Origin of the sequence: Bifidobacterium gallicum DSM 20093 = LMG 11596 (genome assembly GCF_000741205.1) — a bacterium.
Lineage (GTDB): Bacteria > Actinomycetota > Actinomycetes > Actinomycetales > Bifidobacteriaceae > Bifidobacterium > Bifidobacterium gallicum.
Genome location: NZ_JGYW01000004.1, coordinates 243,540 through 261,895, shown reverse-complemented (window position 1 = coordinate 261,895; position 18,356 = coordinate 243,540). Strand labels below are relative to the sequence as shown.

At 50.3% G+C, this 18,356-nt stretch carries 21 protein-coding genes; 17 read left to right on the top strand and 4 right to left on the bottom strand.

Features of this window, described 5'->3' with window-relative positions; all coding sequences use genetic code 11:
- Nucleotides 1-119 precede the first annotated feature (119 nt).
- The 16 genes from BGLCM_RS03900 (at nt 120) to BGLCM_RS03835 (ending at nt 15,731) form a co-directional block, all read left to right on the top strand.
- Nucleotides 120-980 carry an exodeoxyribonuclease III gene (locus tag BGLCM_RS03900; RefSeq protein ID WP_006294341.1) on the top strand — a complete coding sequence of 287 codons (861 nt, stop codon included), beginning with the start codon at nt 120-122 and terminating at the stop codon, nt 978-980.
- Between the two features lie 256 nt (nt 981-1,236).
- Nucleotides 1,237-2,085, top strand: coding sequence for a DUF3710 domain-containing protein (locus BGLCM_RS03895; protein WP_006294342.1), 849 nt, complete (start codon nt 1,237-1,239; stop codon nt 2,083-2,085).
- A gap of 139 nt (nt 2,086-2,224) precedes the next feature.
- Nucleotides 2,225-3,007 carry a DUF3159 domain-containing protein gene (locus BGLCM_RS03890; protein WP_044084797.1) on the top strand — a complete coding sequence of 261 codons (783 nt, stop codon included), beginning with the start codon at nt 2,225-2,227 and terminating at the stop codon, nt 3,005-3,007.
- A gap of 416 nt (nt 3,008-3,423) precedes the next feature.
- Entirely contained in the window at nt 3,424-3,990 is a 567-nt protein-coding gene (locus tag BGLCM_RS03885) for a hypothetical protein (RefSeq protein WP_148401493.1), read from the top strand.
- Nucleotides 3,991-4,218: 228 nt separating this feature from the next.
- Nucleotides 4,219-5,544 (top strand): class I SAM-dependent RNA methyltransferase, encoded by a 1,326-nt coding sequence (locus BGLCM_RS03880; RefSeq protein WP_006294349.1) that lies wholly within the window; start codon nt 4,219-4,221, stop codon nt 5,542-5,544.
- Between the two features lie 572 nt (nt 5,545-6,116).
- Nucleotides 6,117-6,332, top strand: a complete 216-nt coding sequence (locus BGLCM_RS03875; protein ID WP_238548627.1) for a hypothetical protein — start codon at nt 6,117-6,119, stop codon at nt 6,330-6,332.
- Nucleotides 6,333-6,490: 158 nt separating this feature from the next.
- Nucleotides 6,491-6,967 carry a GNAT family N-acetyltransferase gene (locus BGLCM_RS03870; RefSeq protein WP_044084795.1) on the top strand — a complete coding sequence of 159 codons (477 nt, stop codon included), beginning with the start codon at nt 6,491-6,493 and terminating at the stop codon, nt 6,965-6,967.
- A 188-nt stretch (nt 6,968-7,155) separates the two neighbouring features.
- Entirely contained in the window at nt 7,156-9,669 is a 2,514-nt protein-coding gene (locus BGLCM_RS03865; RefSeq protein WP_006294353.1) for an AAA family ATPase, read from the top strand.
- Complete coding sequence (mcrC, locus tag BGLCM_RS03860) at nt 9,666-10,736, top strand: 5-methylcytosine-specific restriction endonuclease system specificity protein McrC (RefSeq protein ID WP_006294354.1); 1,071 nt, start codon at nt 9,666-9,668, stop codon at nt 10,734-10,736. Before BGLCM_RS03865 ends, mcrC begins: the two co-directional genes overlap by 4 nt.
- A 163-nt stretch (nt 10,737-10,899) precedes the next feature.
- A complete protein-coding gene (locus tag BGLCM_RS08760; protein WP_420796146.1) occupies nt 10,900-11,043 on the top strand; it encodes a DUF4357 domain-containing protein in 144 nt (47 codons plus the stop codon).
- Nucleotides 11,044-11,278: 235 nt separating this feature from the next.
- On the top strand, nt 11,279-11,689 hold the full coding sequence (locus BGLCM_RS08650; protein WP_238548626.1) for an HsdM family class I SAM-dependent methyltransferase: 411 nt from the start codon (nt 11,279-11,281) through the stop codon (nt 11,687-11,689).
- 18 nt (nt 11,690-11,707) lie between these two features.
- A complete protein-coding gene (locus BGLCM_RS08645) occupies nt 11,708-11,983 on the top strand; it encodes a hypothetical protein (RefSeq protein WP_006294357.1) in 276 nt (91 codons plus the stop codon).
- Nucleotides 11,968-12,150, top strand: a complete 183-nt coding sequence (locus BGLCM_RS08640; RefSeq protein ID WP_238548625.1) for a hypothetical protein — start codon at nt 11,968-11,970, stop codon at nt 12,148-12,150. The genes BGLCM_RS08645 and BGLCM_RS08640 overlap by 16 nt, the downstream gene beginning before the upstream one ends.
- The gene (locus BGLCM_RS03850; protein WP_006294359.1) at nt 12,134-13,219 is read left to right on the top strand and encodes a restriction endonuclease subunit S; all 1,086 of its coding nucleotides are present in this window, start codon (nt 12,134-12,136) and stop codon (nt 13,217-13,219) included. Before BGLCM_RS08640 ends, BGLCM_RS03850 begins: the two co-directional genes overlap by 17 nt.
- Before the next feature lie 215 nt (nt 13,220-13,434).
- Nucleotides 13,435-14,322 (top strand): recombinase family protein, encoded by an 888-nt coding sequence (locus BGLCM_RS08035; protein WP_274518191.1) that lies wholly within the window; start codon nt 13,435-13,437, stop codon nt 14,320-14,322.
- Nucleotides 14,323-15,152: 830 nt separating this feature from the next.
- Entirely contained in the window at nt 15,153-15,731 is a 579-nt protein-coding gene (locus BGLCM_RS03835; protein ID WP_006294364.1) for a GNAT family N-acetyltransferase, read from the top strand.
- A gap of 341 nt (nt 15,732-16,072) precedes the next feature.
- Here BGLCM_RS03835 and BGLCM_RS03830 read toward each other — a convergent pair whose 3' ends face one another.
- From BGLCM_RS03830 to BGLCM_RS03825, 3 genes are read right to left on the bottom strand one after another with little or no spacing between them, the layout of a single operon-like run.
- A complete protein-coding gene (locus BGLCM_RS03830; RefSeq protein WP_338010457.1) occupies nt 16,073-16,267 on the bottom strand; it encodes a type II toxin-antitoxin system YafQ family toxin in 195 nt (64 codons plus the stop codon).
- On the bottom strand, nt 16,209-16,352 hold the full coding sequence (locus BGLCM_RS08785) for a type II toxin-antitoxin system YafQ family toxin (protein ID WP_338010458.1): 144 nt from the start codon (nt 16,350-16,352) through the stop codon (nt 16,209-16,211). The genes BGLCM_RS03830 and BGLCM_RS08785 overlap by 59 nt, the downstream gene beginning before the upstream one ends.
- A complete protein-coding gene (locus tag BGLCM_RS03825; protein ID WP_006294366.1) occupies nt 16,352-16,624 on the bottom strand; it encodes a type II toxin-antitoxin system RelB/DinJ family antitoxin in 273 nt (90 codons plus the stop codon). Before BGLCM_RS03825 ends, BGLCM_RS08785 begins: the two co-directional genes overlap by 1 nt.
- A 551-nt stretch (nt 16,625-17,175) precedes the next feature.
- On the opposite strand from BGLCM_RS03825, the gene BGLCM_RS03820 reads away from it, so the two are divergent.
- Complete coding sequence (locus BGLCM_RS03820) at nt 17,176-17,802, top strand: hypothetical protein (protein ID WP_006294367.1); 627 nt, start codon at nt 17,176-17,178, stop codon at nt 17,800-17,802.
- A 46-nt stretch (nt 17,803-17,848) separates the two neighbouring features.
- On the opposite strand, the gene BGLCM_RS03815 is transcribed toward BGLCM_RS03820, so the two are convergent.
- The gene (locus BGLCM_RS03815) at nt 17,849-18,211 is read right to left on the bottom strand and encodes a hypothetical protein (protein WP_148401492.1); all 363 of its coding nucleotides are present in this window, start codon (nt 18,209-18,211) and stop codon (nt 17,849-17,851) included.
- Nucleotides 18,212-18,356 lie beyond the last annotated feature (145 nt).

Genomic DNA, 18,356 nt, shown 5'->3' with positions numbered 1-18,356 from the left:
TGAAATCCCGAGGGGATTTGCATGGAATTTCCATACAAATTTCTTCGGGATTTTTCGTAGCGCACAAACACTCGCCCGCACCGCCTCCACGACGGTTCGGGGGTGTAGTGTCTTGAGTCATGACGATTACAGTTACGACAGCCAACCTCAACGGTATCCGTGCCGCCGAGCGTAAAGGCTTTGAAAAGTGGGTGCAGAAGCATACCCCTGATGTCTTGTGTCTGCAGGAGCTTCGCGCCCCTCAAGACGCCATCGATTCGATTTTCGAGCAGTATGCCGAGGATTATAAGAATGCCGGCAAAATTGCGCAGCCCGAAGGGCTTTCGACAATCGACCAGGTCAGCGTGTTCAAAGGGCGTGCAGGCGTGGGCGAGCTGTCCAGTCTCGAAGTGCTCGACAAGCGTGTGGGCCTGCCAGGCGATGGCGAAGACGCCGACACGGGCCGTTGGACCGAGATGGATGTCAAGACACCGCAAGGCTATGTGATTACCGTATGCAATCTGTATAACCATGCGGGCAACATGGACGATCCCACGAAGATGGAACAGAAGTACCACATGCTCGACGCGATCATGGAGCGTGCGGCGCAGCTGCGTGACGAAGCGGCCCACGGCGGCAAGCAAAGCCTCATTGTTGGCGACTTCAACATTGCCCACACCGATCTGGACATCAAAGACGCCACTACAAACGAGACGCATTCGGGATTCTCACCCAAGGAACGCGCTTACATCACGAAGCTCATCGACGAATATGAGTTTGTCGACGTGGTCAGGGATTTGGCAGGCGATATCCAAGGACCGTATACCTGGTGGAGCAATCGCGGTCGCGCGTTTGAAAACAACGTGGGTTGGCGTATCGACTACCAGTTCGCCACACCGGAAATCGCCCAGACAGCACGTGGCTTTGAAATCAGCCGTGCCAAAGCCTGGTATGCGCGTTGGTCCGACCATGCACCGCTCACGGTGACCTACGACGTGTGATCATTGAGATCATTACAGCGTCCGCCCGGTGAAACCCATGGGGCGGACGCTTGTTATTAGCATGATGCAGGCTGGCTCCGGTTGTGTTAGAGATGGGCATCAGGGCATTCATTGAGGAGAATTGATGATGACCCCTAAAAGTTCGGGAAATCAATGGTAGCCTTGAGACTGGTTTACGATTGATGCAGTTGCGGCCCGACGCAGCGCTGCACGCATAGCCACACCCACACGGGTACACACGAGGAAACGAGGACTTATGGGATTGTTCGGATTCGGCAAGAAGAAGCGCGCCAAGGAAGCCGAGGAAATCGCTCAAGAGACTGCTGAGGAAGCCAAGGCGGCCGTCGAAGACAACGCCGACGAACAGGAGTTTGACAACACCACCGAAGCGTCCTATGACTATCCAACCGAAGCGGTCAGTGAGTATGAAGGCCGTGGCGAGAAGTACGGTCCGTGGGATATCGAGGATGATCACGTGCCTGATTACGACAGCTATCTGTCGTTTGGCTCGTACTATCTGCCGTTCATGCAGGGCATCCAGTTGCGTGTCAAGGTGAACCGCAACACGCACAATGTGTCGGGCTCTACGGTCACGTTCAAGAAGTCAAGCATTGAAATGGAAGCGTTTGCCGCTCCCAAGACGATGGGCTTGTGGGATGACGTGCGTGCCGACCTGCTTGAAGCCAACCCGGACGCCAAGGAAGTTGAAGGCGTGTTCGGCATGGAAGTCATGCTGCCTGTCAAGGTGTCGTCGGGCAAGACCGTGATGACGCGCATTGTGGGCGTGGACGGTCCACGCTGGATGATGCGTGCGATTTTCTCGGGTACGGCCGCGACCGACCCAGATTCGCTGGAAGCCCACGCGCTCAACAAGTTCTTCTCGCTCGTCGTCGTGGATCGTGGTGAGGAACCGTTGGCTCCGCGTGACCTGCTGCCGATGCATCCGCCACTGACTCCGGCCGAACGCCGTGCCGCGGCGAACGGGGACGGCGACGCTGAAAACACGCCGTCGATTGACCGCCCGGATGAGCCGACTGATTCCGATCACGAGGTCGAAGTCAAGACCACATTGTCTCGCGGTCCCATGTTCTCTGAACTGCGTTGATATCTTTCACGCGTCGGCCCGCACGGGTCGGCGCGTTTTGCTGTCGCCGCTGAGTCATTGTGCCGCTGTGCCGCTGTGCCCATCGGTAGTGCACTGTCAGGGCATTGCGATTTGTTTTTCCGTTTGATCCAAGGACACCATGAGCACTTCACCACAGCCTTCTTCCTCCAAGCCGCGCACGGGTTTGGGATCTCTCGCATCGGTGGGAGACAATGACGATTTCTCAATCCTTATGGCCATTGGTGGCCCACGCGGCGTCGTCGAATCCATGCTGCCCGGCGTGGTGTTCGTGGTCATGTTCATCGTGACGAACAATCTGGAAGCCACAGTCATCGCATCGGCTGCACTGGCCGGCGTGCAGATCGTCATCCGTTTGCTGCAACGCCAGTCCATCATGGGCGCTGTTTCTGGAATCCTGGCGGTCGGTATCTGCCTGATTTGGGCTTGGCGCAGCCATGAAGCGCGCAATTATTACATGTTCGGGTTTCTGACCAATGCGTTTTACATTGTGTTACTTGGTATTTCGCAAGCAGTGCGCATACCTGGCTTGGGATTCGTCATTGAATTCATCCGTTCCCTGCCGACCGAACATTTCCGCGCCTGGTTGCGTTCATGGCGTGACGACCGTGCGCTCTACCGTGCATATCGCACAATCACTTGGCTCTGGATTGGCGTGTTTTCGTTGCGCCTGATTGTGCAAGTGCCACTCTATTTGGCCAACCAGGTCGCTTGGCTTGGTACCACGCGCCTGCTCATGGGCATTCCGTTCTGGGCTTTGGCAATCTGGATATCGTATCTGATTGTCGCCGACCCGATGCACCGTCACAAGCAACTTGAACTGGAGCAGGCTGAGAAGATTGGTGAGCAAGAAGGCGAAGAAATTGAACGAGACCGCCTTAACCATTCAATACACGAATCCTGAATAGTATGGTGAAATAAATGTCCTTTTGATGTATTCTCGCATCAGAAGGACATTTATTTTACCGAATGGCTGGTATCTGATTCTGTGCCGGTTGATTTAAAATAACCGTCATAGAATGGGTGTCAACCATTTGGCGCCATACAAGAAGGGGTTCGCATACCAAAACGATTCTTTCAGCTGCGTAGACACCGTTGTTGGACGCGCCGGTCAGTGCGATCTGCATGATCGCGGTAATGGGCGATTGCTCATCGAATACTGGGGAGAACGGGTAGGCGCAGTCATCTTCCGTACAAACATCCCAATCGGCTCAACAGGGGGGTAAGAGGGCGAATTCATTCAATGATCGTATCAATTTCCTCTTGGATTATGCTTCCACCCATCCTGATCATGCAATATCGCAACGGCAACGTGACATTTTGGAACGTTCACTGGCCAATGATGGCGTCATCACCAAAGCTGATCATGAACAAGCATGGAGCGATTTTTCCCAATGCCTGACCGATAAGGGATACAACCCACCCGTTTCCGTCCAGTACCAGGGTGGTATCCATGGCAACACCTTCATGGTTGACACGGGGGACCGCGGTGACGAAGTTTGGAACAAAGCGCAAAGTGATCTTTCGCATTGCCTGGATTTGGAGTTCCTCAACGTGGACGAGCTGTATCGCGCCGCCATTGGCAATCCACAGTTGTTGCAAGACAATAGTGCGGCGCTTGCGCAATGCCTACGCAGCAAGAACCTTGTGGCTCCGTCCTATACGTCCTCATGCTATCGGGAGGAAGAGCAGAGCGCGTTGGACTTGTATGCGCAAGAGATCACGGTCAGCAATAACATCGCGTCCGCCTGGGAAGCATCCAGGAAAGCATATACGTTCGATATTGATGCGCCAGACGTTCAGTTGTGTTTTATCACGAGCGGTATTGACATCCGTGCGCAAGATTCCACGAAAGAAGACGAGAACATATGGAAAGTATTTGACTGATCTTACGTGAGCTGCCCGAGGCTGGCGCGCTCGCTTGCGTTGTGCGGATGGTGCGGTTTGGGGCAGTTTCGTTGCGTTCAGAGGCGTTTGACCGTCAAAACTGCCCAGTGGCTTGCCGTTGATACGTTACGGAAAGCTGGTGGAGCTTCTTGGTGGCCATCGTGCGGTGGTGCGGAAATCATATAATAGATTGTTGTATTTCTGTACTTGCGATGAAGGACGGCAGCCGTGGAGAAAACATTGTGGATTGAACGATACGCGGACCAGGGTAGGTGCGTGGGCCACATTGAGGGGCGTGTGGTGTTCGTTCGATTCGCGCTGCCGGGGGAGCTCGTCAACGTGACGCTCGATGAACCGTACAACCGTGACGACCGGTTCTGGACGGGCGAAGTGACGCAAGTGCTCGAAACGAGCCCCGACCGCGTGACTCCTCAGTGGAAACTTGCCGGACCACTCAACGATGGTGGGGGATTGGGCGGCGCCGACCTGATCCATGTGAGTCGTGATGGGCAACTCAAGTGGAAAGCCGATGTGGTCAAGCAACAGATGCACCGACTCGGTCATCTGGACGTGGACGTGCCGATTGAAGCGCTGCCCGGCGACGACGAAACGGGCGGTTTGCACTGGCGTACGCGCATTGAACTGATTGCCGATGACCAAGGCAAGCCTTCAATGCGCCGACGCGGCAGTCACGTGCGAGTGCCAATTGACGACATGCCGCTGGCAAGCCAAGCGCTGCTGTCTGTGGCGCGCAACGAGCGCGTCTGGGACGGCGGGTTTGAACCGAACCAGCAGATCCGAATCGCAGTTCCTGAACCGCGTGACGTCTACGTGCCGCCCCAGCCCGACCTTGACTGGCTGGCGCAGGTAGTCGGCGACAACTATGCGATTCTTGTGGACGGGCAGGTCAAGGCCGGAAAACGCAACTTGACCGAAACTATTGATGTGCAAGGCCGAACGTTTACCTTCACGGTGGATGCGAACGGTTTCTGGCAAATGCATCGCATGGCTCCGCAGCGTCTGCCCGAGCATGTGCTGTATCTGGTACGTCTGGCATTGCAAGGCAAAACAGACCCGGTGATCTGGGACCTGTACTCGGGCTCGGGCCTGTTCACGCTGCCGTTGGCGGCACTGGCGGGAGCTGTGAACGGGGCGGATGGTACGGGCGCGCGCGTGCTGAGCGTGGAAGGCGCGCCGCAAGCCGTGAAGAATGCCCGTCTCAATATCAAGGCGGCTGGGCTGTCCAATGTGACGGCGCTGTGCGGTGACGTGGCCAAAACGTTGCACCATGTGCCAGCCGAGCTGGCCCATCCTGATGTTGTTGTGCTCGATCCGCCGCGCGCTGGCGCCAAAGCTCAGGTGTGCCGGCAGATTGCGGCGTCGGGAGCGCAAGCCGTCGTCTATATCGCCTGCGATCCCGCGAGCCTGGCACGCGACACGGCCACGTTGACCGAGGAAGGCTACGAACTGCGCGACATCCGCGCCTTCGACCTGTACCCGATGACCCATCACGTTGAGACGGTGGCGCTGCTGACGCGGGTGAACGAGCCATGATCAGCATCTTCGCAACAGTGCTGTCATATAAATAAGAATTGTAAAAGGCTACATTGATGCGATGAGAAATAAACTTGGCTAGATAGGTTCCGTTGTAAATGGGATAACAGTAATTGCATTTGCAGTGTGCATGCTGATTTCATATGATTTTGGGAGGTAATGTGTTTGTATATTTCTGGCAATCAGTTATGTGGTGATGACAGCGGCGTTTGTTGATAAATGTAACGAAAGCAGAAAGGCGGCAGGTCTTGCCGCCGCAATATTTGCGGGAATGTACGGTGTGAACTGCGCGACATCCGCGCCTTCGGCCTGTACCCGATGGCCCGCCATATGGAAACGGTGGTGTTGCCGTCAAAGAATAAGTGATAGAAGAGAGTGACGGTTGTGATGCTCCTCTTTCTGTAATCCAGCATTTCGGTAGCCCTGGAATGTATTGCGATTATGCGTACGATTTTGTGTGTGGCGGGTGCAGTGATCAGCGTGCAGCTTGTGAAGGGAGTTTGATATGGCTAAGATAACGAATCTTTGTGCGCGGATGGATCCCGATGTTAAGGAACGGGAGGAGTCCATCCTTGCTGCTCGGGGCATTCCTGCTTGATAAACAGATTATTCTTCAGAAGGGGCTGCCGTTTGATGTCAAGTTGCCGGAGCATCCCTTGGATGTCAAGCGCATGACACCCGCACAGTTTGATGCCGAAATGGAGCAAGGATATACGGATATGCAGTCAGGGGCCACGATATCGGCAAGCGAGGCATTTGCGGATATCCGCAAAGAATTCGGCGTATGAATTATGCAATCAACCTGACTGGCTGCCCAAGGTCGATGTTGAGAAGCACAAAATGATATCCCAATAAATATTATCGATTTAACTATGTGAACCAATGCAACATAGTAAAAATGGAAATGTGGATATGGATTACATCGGCAGTGAAGGAGGGGGGATCCATGGTTGGATTATGTATTAGAAAAATAAAGAGTAGCGAAATCCCTGTTTTGTCCAACTTTCTGTATGAGGCAATATTTATTCCTGATGGTGTCGAGCCGCCGCCAAGGGAGATTATCAATCAACCGGAACTTCAGATTTATATATCAAATTTTGGGGAATTCGATAATGATATTTGTTTTGTTGCGGAAGCTGACGACAGGATTGTCGGAGCGTGCTGGGTACGCATCATGAACGATTATGGGCATATCAATGATGAAACCCCGTCTTTTGCAATCGCTCTTTATAAGGAATACAGAAATCAGGGTATCGGTACGGCATTGATGGAAACCATGCTGAGGGAACTTCGGGAAAGGGATTATAAACAAGTGTCCTTATCGGTCCAAAAAGCAAACTATGCCGTGAAAATGTATGAGAATGTCGGATTTCAGATAATCGATGAAAACGAAGAAGAATACATCATGTCATGCGATTTATGAGGGGGAGCTGCCTTTATTCAATGGCTTGAATAGTTGCAGCTTGTCTATATGCTCCCTACGGCACCAAAATCGTGGATATATTTCCACATGCGCGGAGATTGGTTGATATGTTTTCCACTACAACCCGCGTCAATCCTATTGCCTTCTAGCATGCGGGGACTGTGGTGTTTATGATGAGGAAATGAGACATGCAGAAAGGTGTGCTGGATGGGGATTGGGTTGCGTATTGCATTGTTGCAGTTGCTGCCGGAGGCAACAATCGACAAGAACCGGCGCAAGGCATAAAGGAGGCAGCGGCAATGTTTGACAAGTTGCGTCTGAAGGACGTGCTCGTTTATTACAAGCTGGACTTTGTATCAAACGAGTGGGTAAATGAAAAATACAAATGGGAAGCCATCAAGGGCTTTCAGGATAATTGGGATGTGAACGCGGAGGATTTTGCAGGGATGTTGCATCGTTCTCTGGATAAGACGTTCAATCTGCTTGCGTCCATGAATAATTTCCCCCGCCGGATGATTGAGGGATTTGCCAAGACTGCTCCGGAGGAAGTCCGCGCCATGTTCATCGCTCTTTATGACGAGAGCAAGGATGTATATGACCGTATCAAGGGCTTTAAGGATCAGGCTTCCATCATGCTCGAAAAGTACGGTAATGGAGCAGCGCAGCATTATCAGTACGAGAATGCCATCAGCGTTTATTTGTGGCTTCGCTATCCGGACAAGCATTACATCTACAAATACGGTGAGGTCAAGACTGCTGCTGATGAACTGGGCAGCGATTACGCCTTTAAGAAGGGCGCTTACGCAGAGAACATTCGAAATGCCATCAAGCTTTACGATGAGATTTGTGATGAGCTGAAGCTGGATACAGAACTTGTGAATCTGTTCCGTTCGCAGCTGACAGATACCTGTTATCCGGATCCGGCACTCAAAACACTGGCGCTGGATGTCGGCTTCTACATCAGCCGGTACTACTCCCAGAAAAGCAGCGATGAGACACCTGTACTTCCCGGAGAATGGTTCCCGGAAGATTACGAGCCCGGCCTGACAGTAGATGACTGGATTGCCCTTCTCGGCGACAAGGATGTGTTCACAGAGAACAGTCTGGAGATTGTCCACCGGATGAAGGATTACGGTGGACAGGCTACATGCACACAGCTTGCCATTAAATATGGCAAGACAATGAACTTCTATAATAGCGGTTCTGTGGCTCTTGCGAGAAGAATCGTTGAGAAGACCGGATGCCCGGTCATGAAGTGGAACAATGGAAATGCCTGCTGGTGGCCTGTTCTATATGTTGGCAAGAATGCCGGAAAGGATGAGGAAGGCAGCTATATCTGGAAGTTAAGAGATGAGCTTTCAGAGGCTCTTGATAAGGTTGATCTCTCGCGGGTTCAGCTCTTTGTGGTTCCCGAAGGTGGAGACGACGACCATCATTATTGGTGGCTTAATGCCAATCCGAAAATCTGGAGCTTCTCCGGCATCGCTGTTGGTGAAGTCCAGGATTACACACTTTACAACGAGAACGGAAATAAACGCAGAATATTCCAGAACTTCCTTGATGCCAGACCGGGAGACATGGTAATCGGGTATGAATCCTATCCGGTTAAACAGATTGTAGCACTTGCCAAAATAAGCGCAGAACAGGACGGCGATAAGCTGTACTTTGAGAAAACGGAAGGTCTCACATCGCCGATTGATTATCAGACGCTCAAGGCCTGCCCGGAGCTGGAGAAGATGGAATACTTCGTCAATCCACATGGCAGTCTGTTCAAGCTGACAAAGGGCGAGTTCGATTTCATTATGGATATGATCCGTGAAGAGAATCCTCTCGCACCGGAGAAAGCTATTGATACGTACACGAGGAATGACTTCCTTGAAGAAGTGTATATGACCGAAGGCCGGTATGACCAGCTTGTGGCTGTTTTGAGAAACAAGAAGAATATCATTCTTCAGGGCGCTCCCGGTGTTGGTAAGACCTTTGCTGCAAAGCGCCTCGCATATTCCATGATGGGAGAAAAAGACGAGAACCGCATTGAGTTCGTTCAGTTCCATCAGAACTATTCCTACGAGGACTTCATGATGGGTTACAAACCGGTCGAGGATGGATTTGAACTGAAGAACGGCATCTTCTATCGTTTCTGCCAGAAGGCCGCAAATCAGCCGGACAAGGATTACTTCTTCATTATCGATGAAATCAACCGTGGAAACATGAGTAAGATTTTTGGTGAGCTTCTTATGCTCATCGAGAAAGATTACCGTGGGGTGAAAGCGACGCTGGCATATAACGGGCTTCCGTTTGCTGTTCCGGAGAATCTTTACATCATCGGCATGATGAACACGGCAGACCGCAGCCTTGCGATGATCGACTATGCCCTGCGTCGTAGATTCAGTTTCTTGGAAATGGAGCCGGGATTTGATTCTGACGGATTTATCCAGTATCAGAAGAGCTTGAACAATGAGACATTTAATGAGCTGGTCGAGAAGGTCAAGGAACTGAATAAGAAGATCGCATCGGATAAGTCTCTCGGTAAGGGATTCTGCATCGGACACAGCTATTTCTGCGGACACGACACCTGCACAGACGAATGGCTGCATTCTATCGTGGATTTCGATATTCTTCCGATGCTCAGTGAATACTGGTTTGACGACACGGCGGAGCTGCAGCGCTGGGAAAATATTCTTCACGGAGTATTTCAATGACAAAGGATAAGAGCATATTCATCAAGAATGTTTACTACATGCTCTCTTATGCCTTCACCACATTGCAGCAGTCGGATGACGATAAGATCGCCACGGAGAAATTTGAGAACATGCATAATCTGTTCGCGGCGATTCTCTCAAAAGGAATCGGGCGGCAGCTGAAGCAGGGACTTTACCGGGAGTACATGAACCGGAAAGAAGACCTGCCGGTGATGCGTGGCAAAATCGATATGCCGGGCACCATCAAAAATAAAATCGAGAAGAAGCAGCGTCTGACCTGTGAGTTTGATGAGCTTTCCGAGAATAATCTTCTGAATCAAATCCTGAAGACCACGGTCATGCTGCTTCTGCGACACACCGAGGTGGATGCGGATTACAAGAATGACCTGAAGAAGGAAATGCTATTCTTCTCCAATGTTGACGAGATTGAGCCGGTAGGAATCAAGTGGTCGTCCATTCGGTTTCAGAGGAATAATCAAACGTACCGAGTGCTTCTTGGCATTTGTCAGCTGGTGATTGAGGGAATGCTCCTGACAACAGACGACGGAGAATACAAGCTGGCGTCTTTCGTTGACGACCAGAGGATGAACCGCCTGTACGAGAAATTCATTCTGGAATACTACATCAAGGAACATCCGGAGCTGAAAGCCAGCGCCTCTCAGATACCGTGGGCGCTTGATGATGGAGCGGGCACACTCCTCCCGGTTATGCAGACCGACATCATGCTTGAGAACCAGTCGGGAGATACGGTGCTCATCATTGATGCGAAGTACTATACACATACGCTGGCCGAGAACCGCTTTAATGCCAGAATGCTTCACTCGGCAAATCTGTACCAGATTTTTACCTATGTGAAGAACAAAGATGCAGACATGGGCGATGATGAGCATTCGGTATCCGGCATGCTTCTCTACGCTAAGACAGAAGAAGAACTGCAGCCGGACTACATCTATCAGATGAGCGGCAATAAAATCAGCGTCCGGACACTGGACTTGAATAAAGAGTTCCCGGAAATTGCAAAGCAGCTCGACGACATTGCAACAGAACATTTTGGAGGTGTGTTATGAAGGTGTTTATTAATCGAACAAGATCAGGAGTAGATGCGACTGGCGAGTATGATCCAGATACGAAAGAATGTATCGTTAAAAAGGATCCAAAGTATCTGCGGAGGTTGCACATTCCGAGAAATTTAGAGGAGCGAATACTATAGAGAAGTACCGTGCTGAATATGTGAAGGGTGGCGTGGTATCAAAAGACGTTCATTTCAAGAGTGCATCGACGGCGGCAAACTTCGTCACCGGTGCAAGTACCAATGGAATGGCAGCATGGAAGACTAAGGATGGCAAAAGCATAAAGGATGCTCTTGTCGATTAAACATTTTAAGGTTTCCTACACAATTTAAGGATACCTGTACATTTTAAGGATTGCCATTTAGGGGTTTCGGGAAGGAGGCACAGCCGGAATGAGTACAGCGACAGCAAGAGCGTATCTGCCGTATTTCGCAGGCCGGTTTATGCCTTTTGAAATGCGGAAAAGCCCTCAGAATAAGGCTTTCTACGGGCATAAGACTACATATTCGGGAGAAGCACATTGTATTAAAGACAGAGTCTTGTTAGACCCGACGTGCGGAACGGCCGGTTTCCTGATTTCGGCGATGCATCGCATGTTGACCCTTGCCGATACGGACGCCCAGAAGAAGAACATCAAGAAAAAGCAGTTGCACGGGTTCGAGTTGCAGAGCAACATGTTCGCTGTCGCCGCTGCGAATATGATTCTGCGCAAGGACGGCAACAGCAATTTGGAATGCTGCGATTTTCTTCGCAAGAATCCCGCTCAGGTACAGCTCAAGGGCGCGACGGTCGGACTGATGAATCCGCCGTACTCTCAAGGCACGAAGGCGGACCCCGAGCAGTACGAGATTTCCTTCATCGAGCACATGCTGGACTCGCTGGCAATCGACGCACGAGCCGCTGTCATCGTGCCGCAGTCTTCCATGACGGGTAAGTCGAAGGCCGAGTAGGCATATAAGGCGAGCATCATGAAGAAGCATACGCTGGAGGGTGTTATCACGTGCAACACCGATACATTCTACGGGGTCGGCACGAACCCTGTTATCGCGGTCTTCACGGCGCATGAACTGCATGATGAGGACAAGGTGTGTAAGTTCATCGACTTCCGTGATGACGGTTACGATGTTCGCGCTCACGTCGGCTTGGTCGAGGGCGATTCGGCGAAAGACAAGAGACAGCACTTGCTGATGTGTGGTTCGGGAACGCCGAGGCTCCGTCGAAGTTCTGCGTGGAATCCACGGTGAAGGCCGATGACGAGTGGCTGCATTCGTTCTACTACTTCAACGATGAGATTCCGACGGATGCAGATTTCGAGAAAGCTATCGGCGATTACCTGACTTTCGAGTTCTCGATGGTCATGCAGAACCGTGAGTACCTGTTTGAAGGGGGTGACGGTGATACAGAGTCTTGATGCGAAGACGTGGGCACAACTGTCTGCTTTTGGCGACGACGCCCCGTTGTGTATCAAAACGACTGATAGCAGCATTGACGGTGTTCGTCTAATAGATGATGACGAGAAATCTGTTCCGTATGTTACTCATTCTGATTCAAATAACGGTTTGGCTCGTTTTGTAAGCCCAAAGAACTATGAGTTCGGTAGCGATGATGGCGGATGTATCACTGTCGGTCTGGATACGCAGACGGCGTTCTATCAGCCTCACAAGTTTGTTACTGGGCGAAACATACAAGTTATTACTGGTGAAAGCCTGAATGAAGATGTTGCCCAGTTTATGGTGCCAATTTTACGTCAGCAGATGACGGCAAAATTTAACTGGGGAGGCAATGGCGCAACGCTTGGTCGAATGAAATGCCTGACCGTTATGCTTCCCGTCACTGATTCCGGCGAGCCTGATTACGCGTATATGGCGGAGTATGCACAGCAGAAGCGTGACGCGATGTTGGATAAATATCGCAAGTATGTCGAAGCACACGTTGCAGAGCTGGGAGAGCTTGTAGAGATTCCGACGTTAGATGAAAAGGAATGGGCCGAGTTTCCATTGAATGATATTTTTACGGTCGGAGCAGGTAAGCGTTTGGAAACACGAAATAAAATTCCCGGAACACGTCCGTTCATTGGTGCGACAGACAACGGTAACGGAGTGACAGGTTTTGTTGGCAATGATAACGCGTCAAAGGACAGCAATGTTTTGGACGTTAATTATAATGGCGCACCTTGTATCGCGTTTTATCATCCATATGAGTGTATTTTTACGGATGATGTGAAGCAACTATCTCTTCGCAATTATAAAAACAATAAGTTTGTTCTGCTGTTTTTTGCATCGTTTTTTGCTCAACAACGCTCGAAATATAGTTATGGCTACAAGTTTAAGGAGAAGCGTATGCTAAGGCAAAAGCTGATGCTTCCCGTCGATGATGCAGGTGAGCCTGATTATGTGTATATGGAGCAATATGCAAAGAACATGATGCTCCGTAAGTACAGGCAATATCTCGCGTTCTTGGAGCGAGATGCCGAAGAATAATTACAACGTGGGCCGCCGACGTTCCTATGGGCGACGGGCTTTATAATTAAATGCGTATTTTCGCAATTTATCAATCAAAGGAGATTGTTATGAGCACAAATCAGAAATCATGGGAGGGGTTGGCACACAAGGCCAAGACCTGCTTCCTGTACGTTCGCGTCTCCACGAAGATGCAAGTGGAGAATGGCGAGTCAATCGAAGCGTAGCTCTACGACCTGCGCGCGTATGCGAAGCGTGAGAACCTGCGCATATTGCACGAGTACATAGATGATGGCTACTCGGGCAAGAACATCACGGGACGTCTTCACTTCCAAGAGATGATGGAAGAGATAAAATCCGGCGTCCGCGTTGATTATGTCCTTGTGTTCAAGCTGAGCCGTTTTGGGCGTAACGCGGCAGATGCCCTCTCGTCGCTTCAGCTCATGCAGGACTTTGGCACGAACCTCGTCTGCGTCAAGGACGGCATCAACAGCGAAGCCCAGATGGGCAAGATGATGATTGCGTTCATGTCGGCGTTCGCCGGGATGGAGCGCGAGAACATTCTCGTTCAGACAATAGCGGGGCGTGAGCAGAAGGCCCGCGAGGGCAAGTGGAACGGCGGTCAGGCGCCTTTCGGCTACAAGCTCGTCAAGGACGAGAAGGGCAAGGGGCATCTGGAAATCGACGAATCCGAGGCGGAAAGCGTCCACATCATATTCCACGAGTACACCGAGAACGGCAAGGGCGTTATGGCGCTGGCGTCTTGGCTCAACGCGCAGGGGTACCGCAAGGCGGTGCGCGTGTACGAGATGCTGGACGAGTTCCGCGAGCATTTCGACGAGTACGACCCCGCGCAGCAGAAGGAGATTCTGCGACAGGTGGTTGAGAGCGCAGAGATAAATCCCGATGCGAACCCGAAGAAGAGCGATACGATTGTGACCAGAGTGCGCTTCAAGTGTCCCGTGTCCTTCTATCCCACGTTGCCCGAAGAGGCTTATGATTTGCTCGGCATCAAGGAGTTCAACCGTCTGGAAACAACGGAGTATGTGCCTGATGACAATTCTCGGGTTGAGGAAGATACCGTTGAGGCGGTGGCGCTGCTGACGCGAGTGAACGAGCTATGATCAGCATCTTCGCAACAGTGCTGTCATATAAATAAGAATTGTAAAAGGCTACATTGATGCGATGAGAAATAAACTTGGTTAGATAGGTTCCGTTGTAAAAGGGATAACAGTAATTGCATTTGCAGTGTGCATGCTGATTTCATATGATTTTGGGAGGTAATGTGTTTGTATATTTCTGGCAATCAGTTATGTGGTGATGACAGCGGCGTTTGTTGATAAATGTAACGAAAGCAGAAAGGCGGCAGGTCTTGCCGCCGCAATATTTGCGGGAATGTACGGTGTACTCGTCCTGATTGTTTACTATACGCAGTGCACTACCGTTATCAACAAACAATTGAATCAGCAGGAAGCAAAAATATTGAATTATAAAATATGGGAATGCTGTTTAATCTTGACCTTCTCAGTTATGGTATGCTGGTTCTCTCGACTTTTTATCAGTTTGACAATCGTGACAAAGAACGGCAGAAATTAAGCGCTTAAAATACTTCTTCTGATTCACGGAGTATTGTTCATAAGCTGTCTGATTATGCCTATGACAGGTATGTTCAGTGTTTCTGATCAAAAAGACACTATGGGCGGTATGATTGCTCTGGGGTTTTGGCGTGTTGTATTATCTATCGATAAGCATTTTATCGTTTTTCCATGTTGAGCATGCAAAGTAATTGTTGCGCATTCTCGTGATATGTTCCCTGCACCGGTAAAACGTGGATATGTTTTACGCGTGAGTCAGCAAGGGCAATAGGTGCTGACCGAGATTGGCGGCGCCGTCGGCTCCGTGCACGAGGACGATGATGTTGAAAAGGCGTATCAAAACATTGTAAATACCATTTATGTGCGGTACAGATTGGATAGAGGCGCTCAATGAAAAGAATTATAAAAAGTATGGAAGATGCATATTGGCTCCATCATTAGATCTTGTGGAACGGGTGTTCGCGGATTACGACTCCGAGGAGGAGGCAAAGGTGGTCCGTAGTTTGGTTGAAGAAATACGCTCAAAACAATATTACATTCCTGCACTGGAGCTTATTATGGTGGATGATACTGATTCTGTTGTTGGATATGCAATGTTTTCGCGTTTTCAACTCGAAGGTAAATTTGATGAGGAATTGTTGATACTTACTCCTGTTGCAGTAAAAACGGAATTGCAACGGCGGCATATTTCTAAAGATCTCATTGAAGCTGGATTTGAGAAAGCAAAAGAGATGGGCTTTAAGGCCGTGCTTGTGGAAGGAAACCCGCAAAACTATAATGCGCGAGGATTTGTTACAAGTGCTGATTATGGAATTGTGGCAGGTCCTGATATTCATCTTCCAGATATCAATTGTTTGATGATCAAAGAGCTGGAGGAGCATGCCCTGGAACACATCAAGGGAGTTGTGGATTATTCGTTCTATAGTATGTTGCGTTAGTTGCAGCCTCGTATTTTACTAATACATTACTTGATTAATATTGTGATTCATCTCATGGATACGTTTGTAGGTGCAACAAAGTCGGTTGATAAGTGTTCAACTGCAGACGCCATCAATCCCATGCCTTCAAAGCGTGTGATTCTTATGACATTCATTATGTACATAACCTGTGGATCCCAGTATTGTAAGGCTTCATATTGGATTGTAACCGAAGTCTCACCACGTGGGTCACGAGGTTGTGTCGATTGTCACGCAAAGTGTACCGCGATGTTTGCTGCATGAAAACACATAAGGCATATAACATATAAAGGGAGCGGCTCCGATTGGGGCCGCTCCAATAATTATTCTTTGAAGATATCTGAATGTGAACCGGTATCAACTAAAGTTAATGTTAATATATCGTTTTCAATCAGATAGACGAGAAGCCAGTCAGGCTTGATGTGGCACTCTCTGAATGTGGAGAGATTGCCAGACAGGTTATGGTCGTGGTACTTTTTTGTCCAGCTGCTTACCTTGGCGCAACTGATCGATGACATCGTCTAACAGCGAGATATCAAGACCGCGCTTCTTCATAAGCTTGTAGCTCTTCTTAAAAGTTGCAGTGAACTTGACCTTATACATCATGATTCCAATGCTGACTTAAGGTCTTTCATACTGGTGTAACCGGGCGCATCGGGGTCATGCGATACCCGCACAGCTTCAGCCATTGCGTCGAGAGTTTGTTGGCTATATTGAGGCATCTCAATGGGGAAGGGAAGCCCTCCACGAAGGACACACTGATGAAGAAATAGATTCACCGCGCCAGACATGTCGAGACCAAGGTTCTTGAATAAGGCGGCAGCTTCTTTCTTAATATCTGCATCAATGCGGATTTGTGTAGGTGCTGTAACCATGGTATCAACTCCTTACCTTTGAAGTTGCCCTCATTGTATTCACTAATGTTTACAACGTCAATCGATTTAGCAATTCTTTGTAAGATACTGAGACGTGCGTATTCATCGTCACATGCGATGCCGCAGTCCTGGCGCGAGATGCGGCTACCTTGATTAAGGGAGGGTATCGGTACGGCATTGATGGAAACCATGCTGAGGGAACTCGGGAAAGGGATTATAAACAAGTGTCCCTATCGGTACAAAAAGCAAACTATGCCGTGAAAATGTATGAGAATGTCGGATTTCAAATAATCGATGAAAATGAAGAAGAATACATCATGTCATGCGATTTATGAGAGGAGTGCGGTGCAGGCAACACGTTCCGACGTCCGGCCATGTACGGCAAACTCTTGGATGAGGAAGTAAACGCTCCGTTCATCAGGCCTTGCGCAAGAAGATGAACGCTAGCCACAGCGGAGATTCTCAAGAGTAGCCGGCAAACTGCTGAGCTGGGCACAGGCGCTGAGCGCAATGGGGATGTCGGGCGGTCGAAACTGGCTAAAGTGGGGAGCATGAAGGCACATCGTAACAAGCGCAACGCACGTAACAAGCGGAACAGTCATGGTTTGGTCGCGGCTCTGGCCGCTCTGTCGTTGACGGTAGCCGGGGCCATGATGTTGGCTTCCTGCTCGCCGTCCGGGCATGCGGTGGGCGATACACAATCGGTCAAGGCGTCGCCAACGCATGACCAGATTCAAGGATCCACAGTGACGGTCGGGTTCATTGGCAGTGCGCAGGGCGGTGCCGACGAGTTGGTGCTCGATGCTTGCAAGCGCGCCGACATTAATGCCGCGTATGTATCCATGGAAGGCAAAAGCGGCGCGGACCTGGTCAAAGCCCAGGTTGCCGGTATTGACGACATAGTGCATCGTCACATGAATATCGTCATGATCAGCGCACTGGATATGGCCGGGGATGATGCCCACGAGTTGACACAAGCGCTTGAGAACGCACGCAACGCCGGAGTAGCGGTGGTGCTGCTCAACCCTGTGGATGAACCACAGGACTCCAATCTCTATGCGGCCGCGCTGCGCATCAATGACCGTATGATGGACGCTCAGCCCATTGGCGACGTGCTGATGACAATCGCCAAAGACGATCCCCACGAGAAGGACATCACCGTCTCCACACTGCAATAACAGCCGCTTTCAGCTGCGTTTCCTGTATGTCTATTATGTCTTCCGGTCATTCGGCATGAGGAAACTCAGTTGTTGGTTCATGTCGGCGAATGAAATCGCCCATGCCGGGAACAGTGAATGCTGCGCGGCCAAATGATGGTGAATAGATGAGGCCATGTGCCATGAGAATCTGGCGAGTGTTGCTGATTTGCGTTGTGGTTTTCCCTAAGGCGGCCGCCCCATACGCTTGAATGAAATACGGATATCCTTTGGTTTGCTCCCACAGCACACCCAAGGCGTCAGTGGTGAATGTGCGTCCATTCTTGGCTGCAGTCTGCATAAACACTTCGTCGGTCTGCTCACGTGTGAGATTGGCCAGCGTCTGATAATGGAACAACCGTTCCGCATATGACTTTGATTTAGTGAGCACTCCGGGCAAATTGGGCAATCCGCTACCCACAATGAAGAACGGCAACTTATACAAAGTTATAACGAGTTATACGCAGATTGCAGACTTTCTTGGTAGGTATACATACTTATACAGAAATATCAACACTGGATTTGTCTGGCTACAG

Bases quoted from the DNA above. Each gene is read 5' to 3' on its own strand.
- BGLCM_RS03835 (WP_006294364.1), top strand. From the start codon at position 15,153: ATGTGCGGTACAGATTGGATAGAGGCGCTCAATGAAAAGAATTATAAA.
- BGLCM_RS03830 (WP_338010457.1), bottom strand. From the start codon at position 16,267: ATGTCATCGATCAGTTGCGCCAAGGTAAGCAGCTGGACAAAAAAGTAC.
- BGLCM_RS03890 (WP_044084797.1), top strand. From the start codon at position 2,225: ATGAGCACTTCACCACAGCCTTCTTCCTCCAAGCCGCGCACGGGTTTG.
- BGLCM_RS03900 (WP_006294341.1), top strand. From the start codon at position 120: ATGACGATTACAGTTACGACAGCCAACCTCAACGGTATCCGTGCCGCC.
- BGLCM_RS08785 (WP_338010458.1), bottom strand. From the start codon at position 16,352: ATGTATAAGGTCAAGTTCACTGCAACTTTTAAGAAGAGCTACAAGCTT.
- BGLCM_RS03895 (WP_006294342.1), top strand. From the start codon at position 1,237: ATGGGATTGTTCGGATTCGGCAAGAAGAAGCGCGCCAAGGAAGCCGAG.
- BGLCM_RS03825 (WP_006294366.1), bottom strand. From the start codon at position 16,624: ATGGTTACAGCACCTACACAAATCCGCATTGATGCAGATATTAAGAAA.
- BGLCM_RS03870 (WP_044084795.1), top strand. From the start codon at position 6,491: ATGGTTGGATTATGTATTAGAAAAATAAAGAGTAGCGAAATCCCTGTT.
- mcrC (WP_006294354.1), top strand. From the start codon at position 9,666: ATGACAAAGGATAAGAGCATATTCATCAAGAATGTTTACTACATGCTC.
- BGLCM_RS08645 (WP_006294357.1), top strand. From the start codon at position 11,708: ATGAAGAAGCATACGCTGGAGGGTGTTATCACGTGCAACACCGATACA.
- BGLCM_RS03865 (WP_006294353.1), top strand. From the start codon at position 7,156: ATGCAGAAAGGTGTGCTGGATGGGGATTGGGTTGCGTATTGCATTGTT.
- BGLCM_RS03820 (WP_006294367.1), top strand. From the start codon at position 17,176: ATGAAGGCACATCGTAACAAGCGCAACGCACGTAACAAGCGGAACAGT.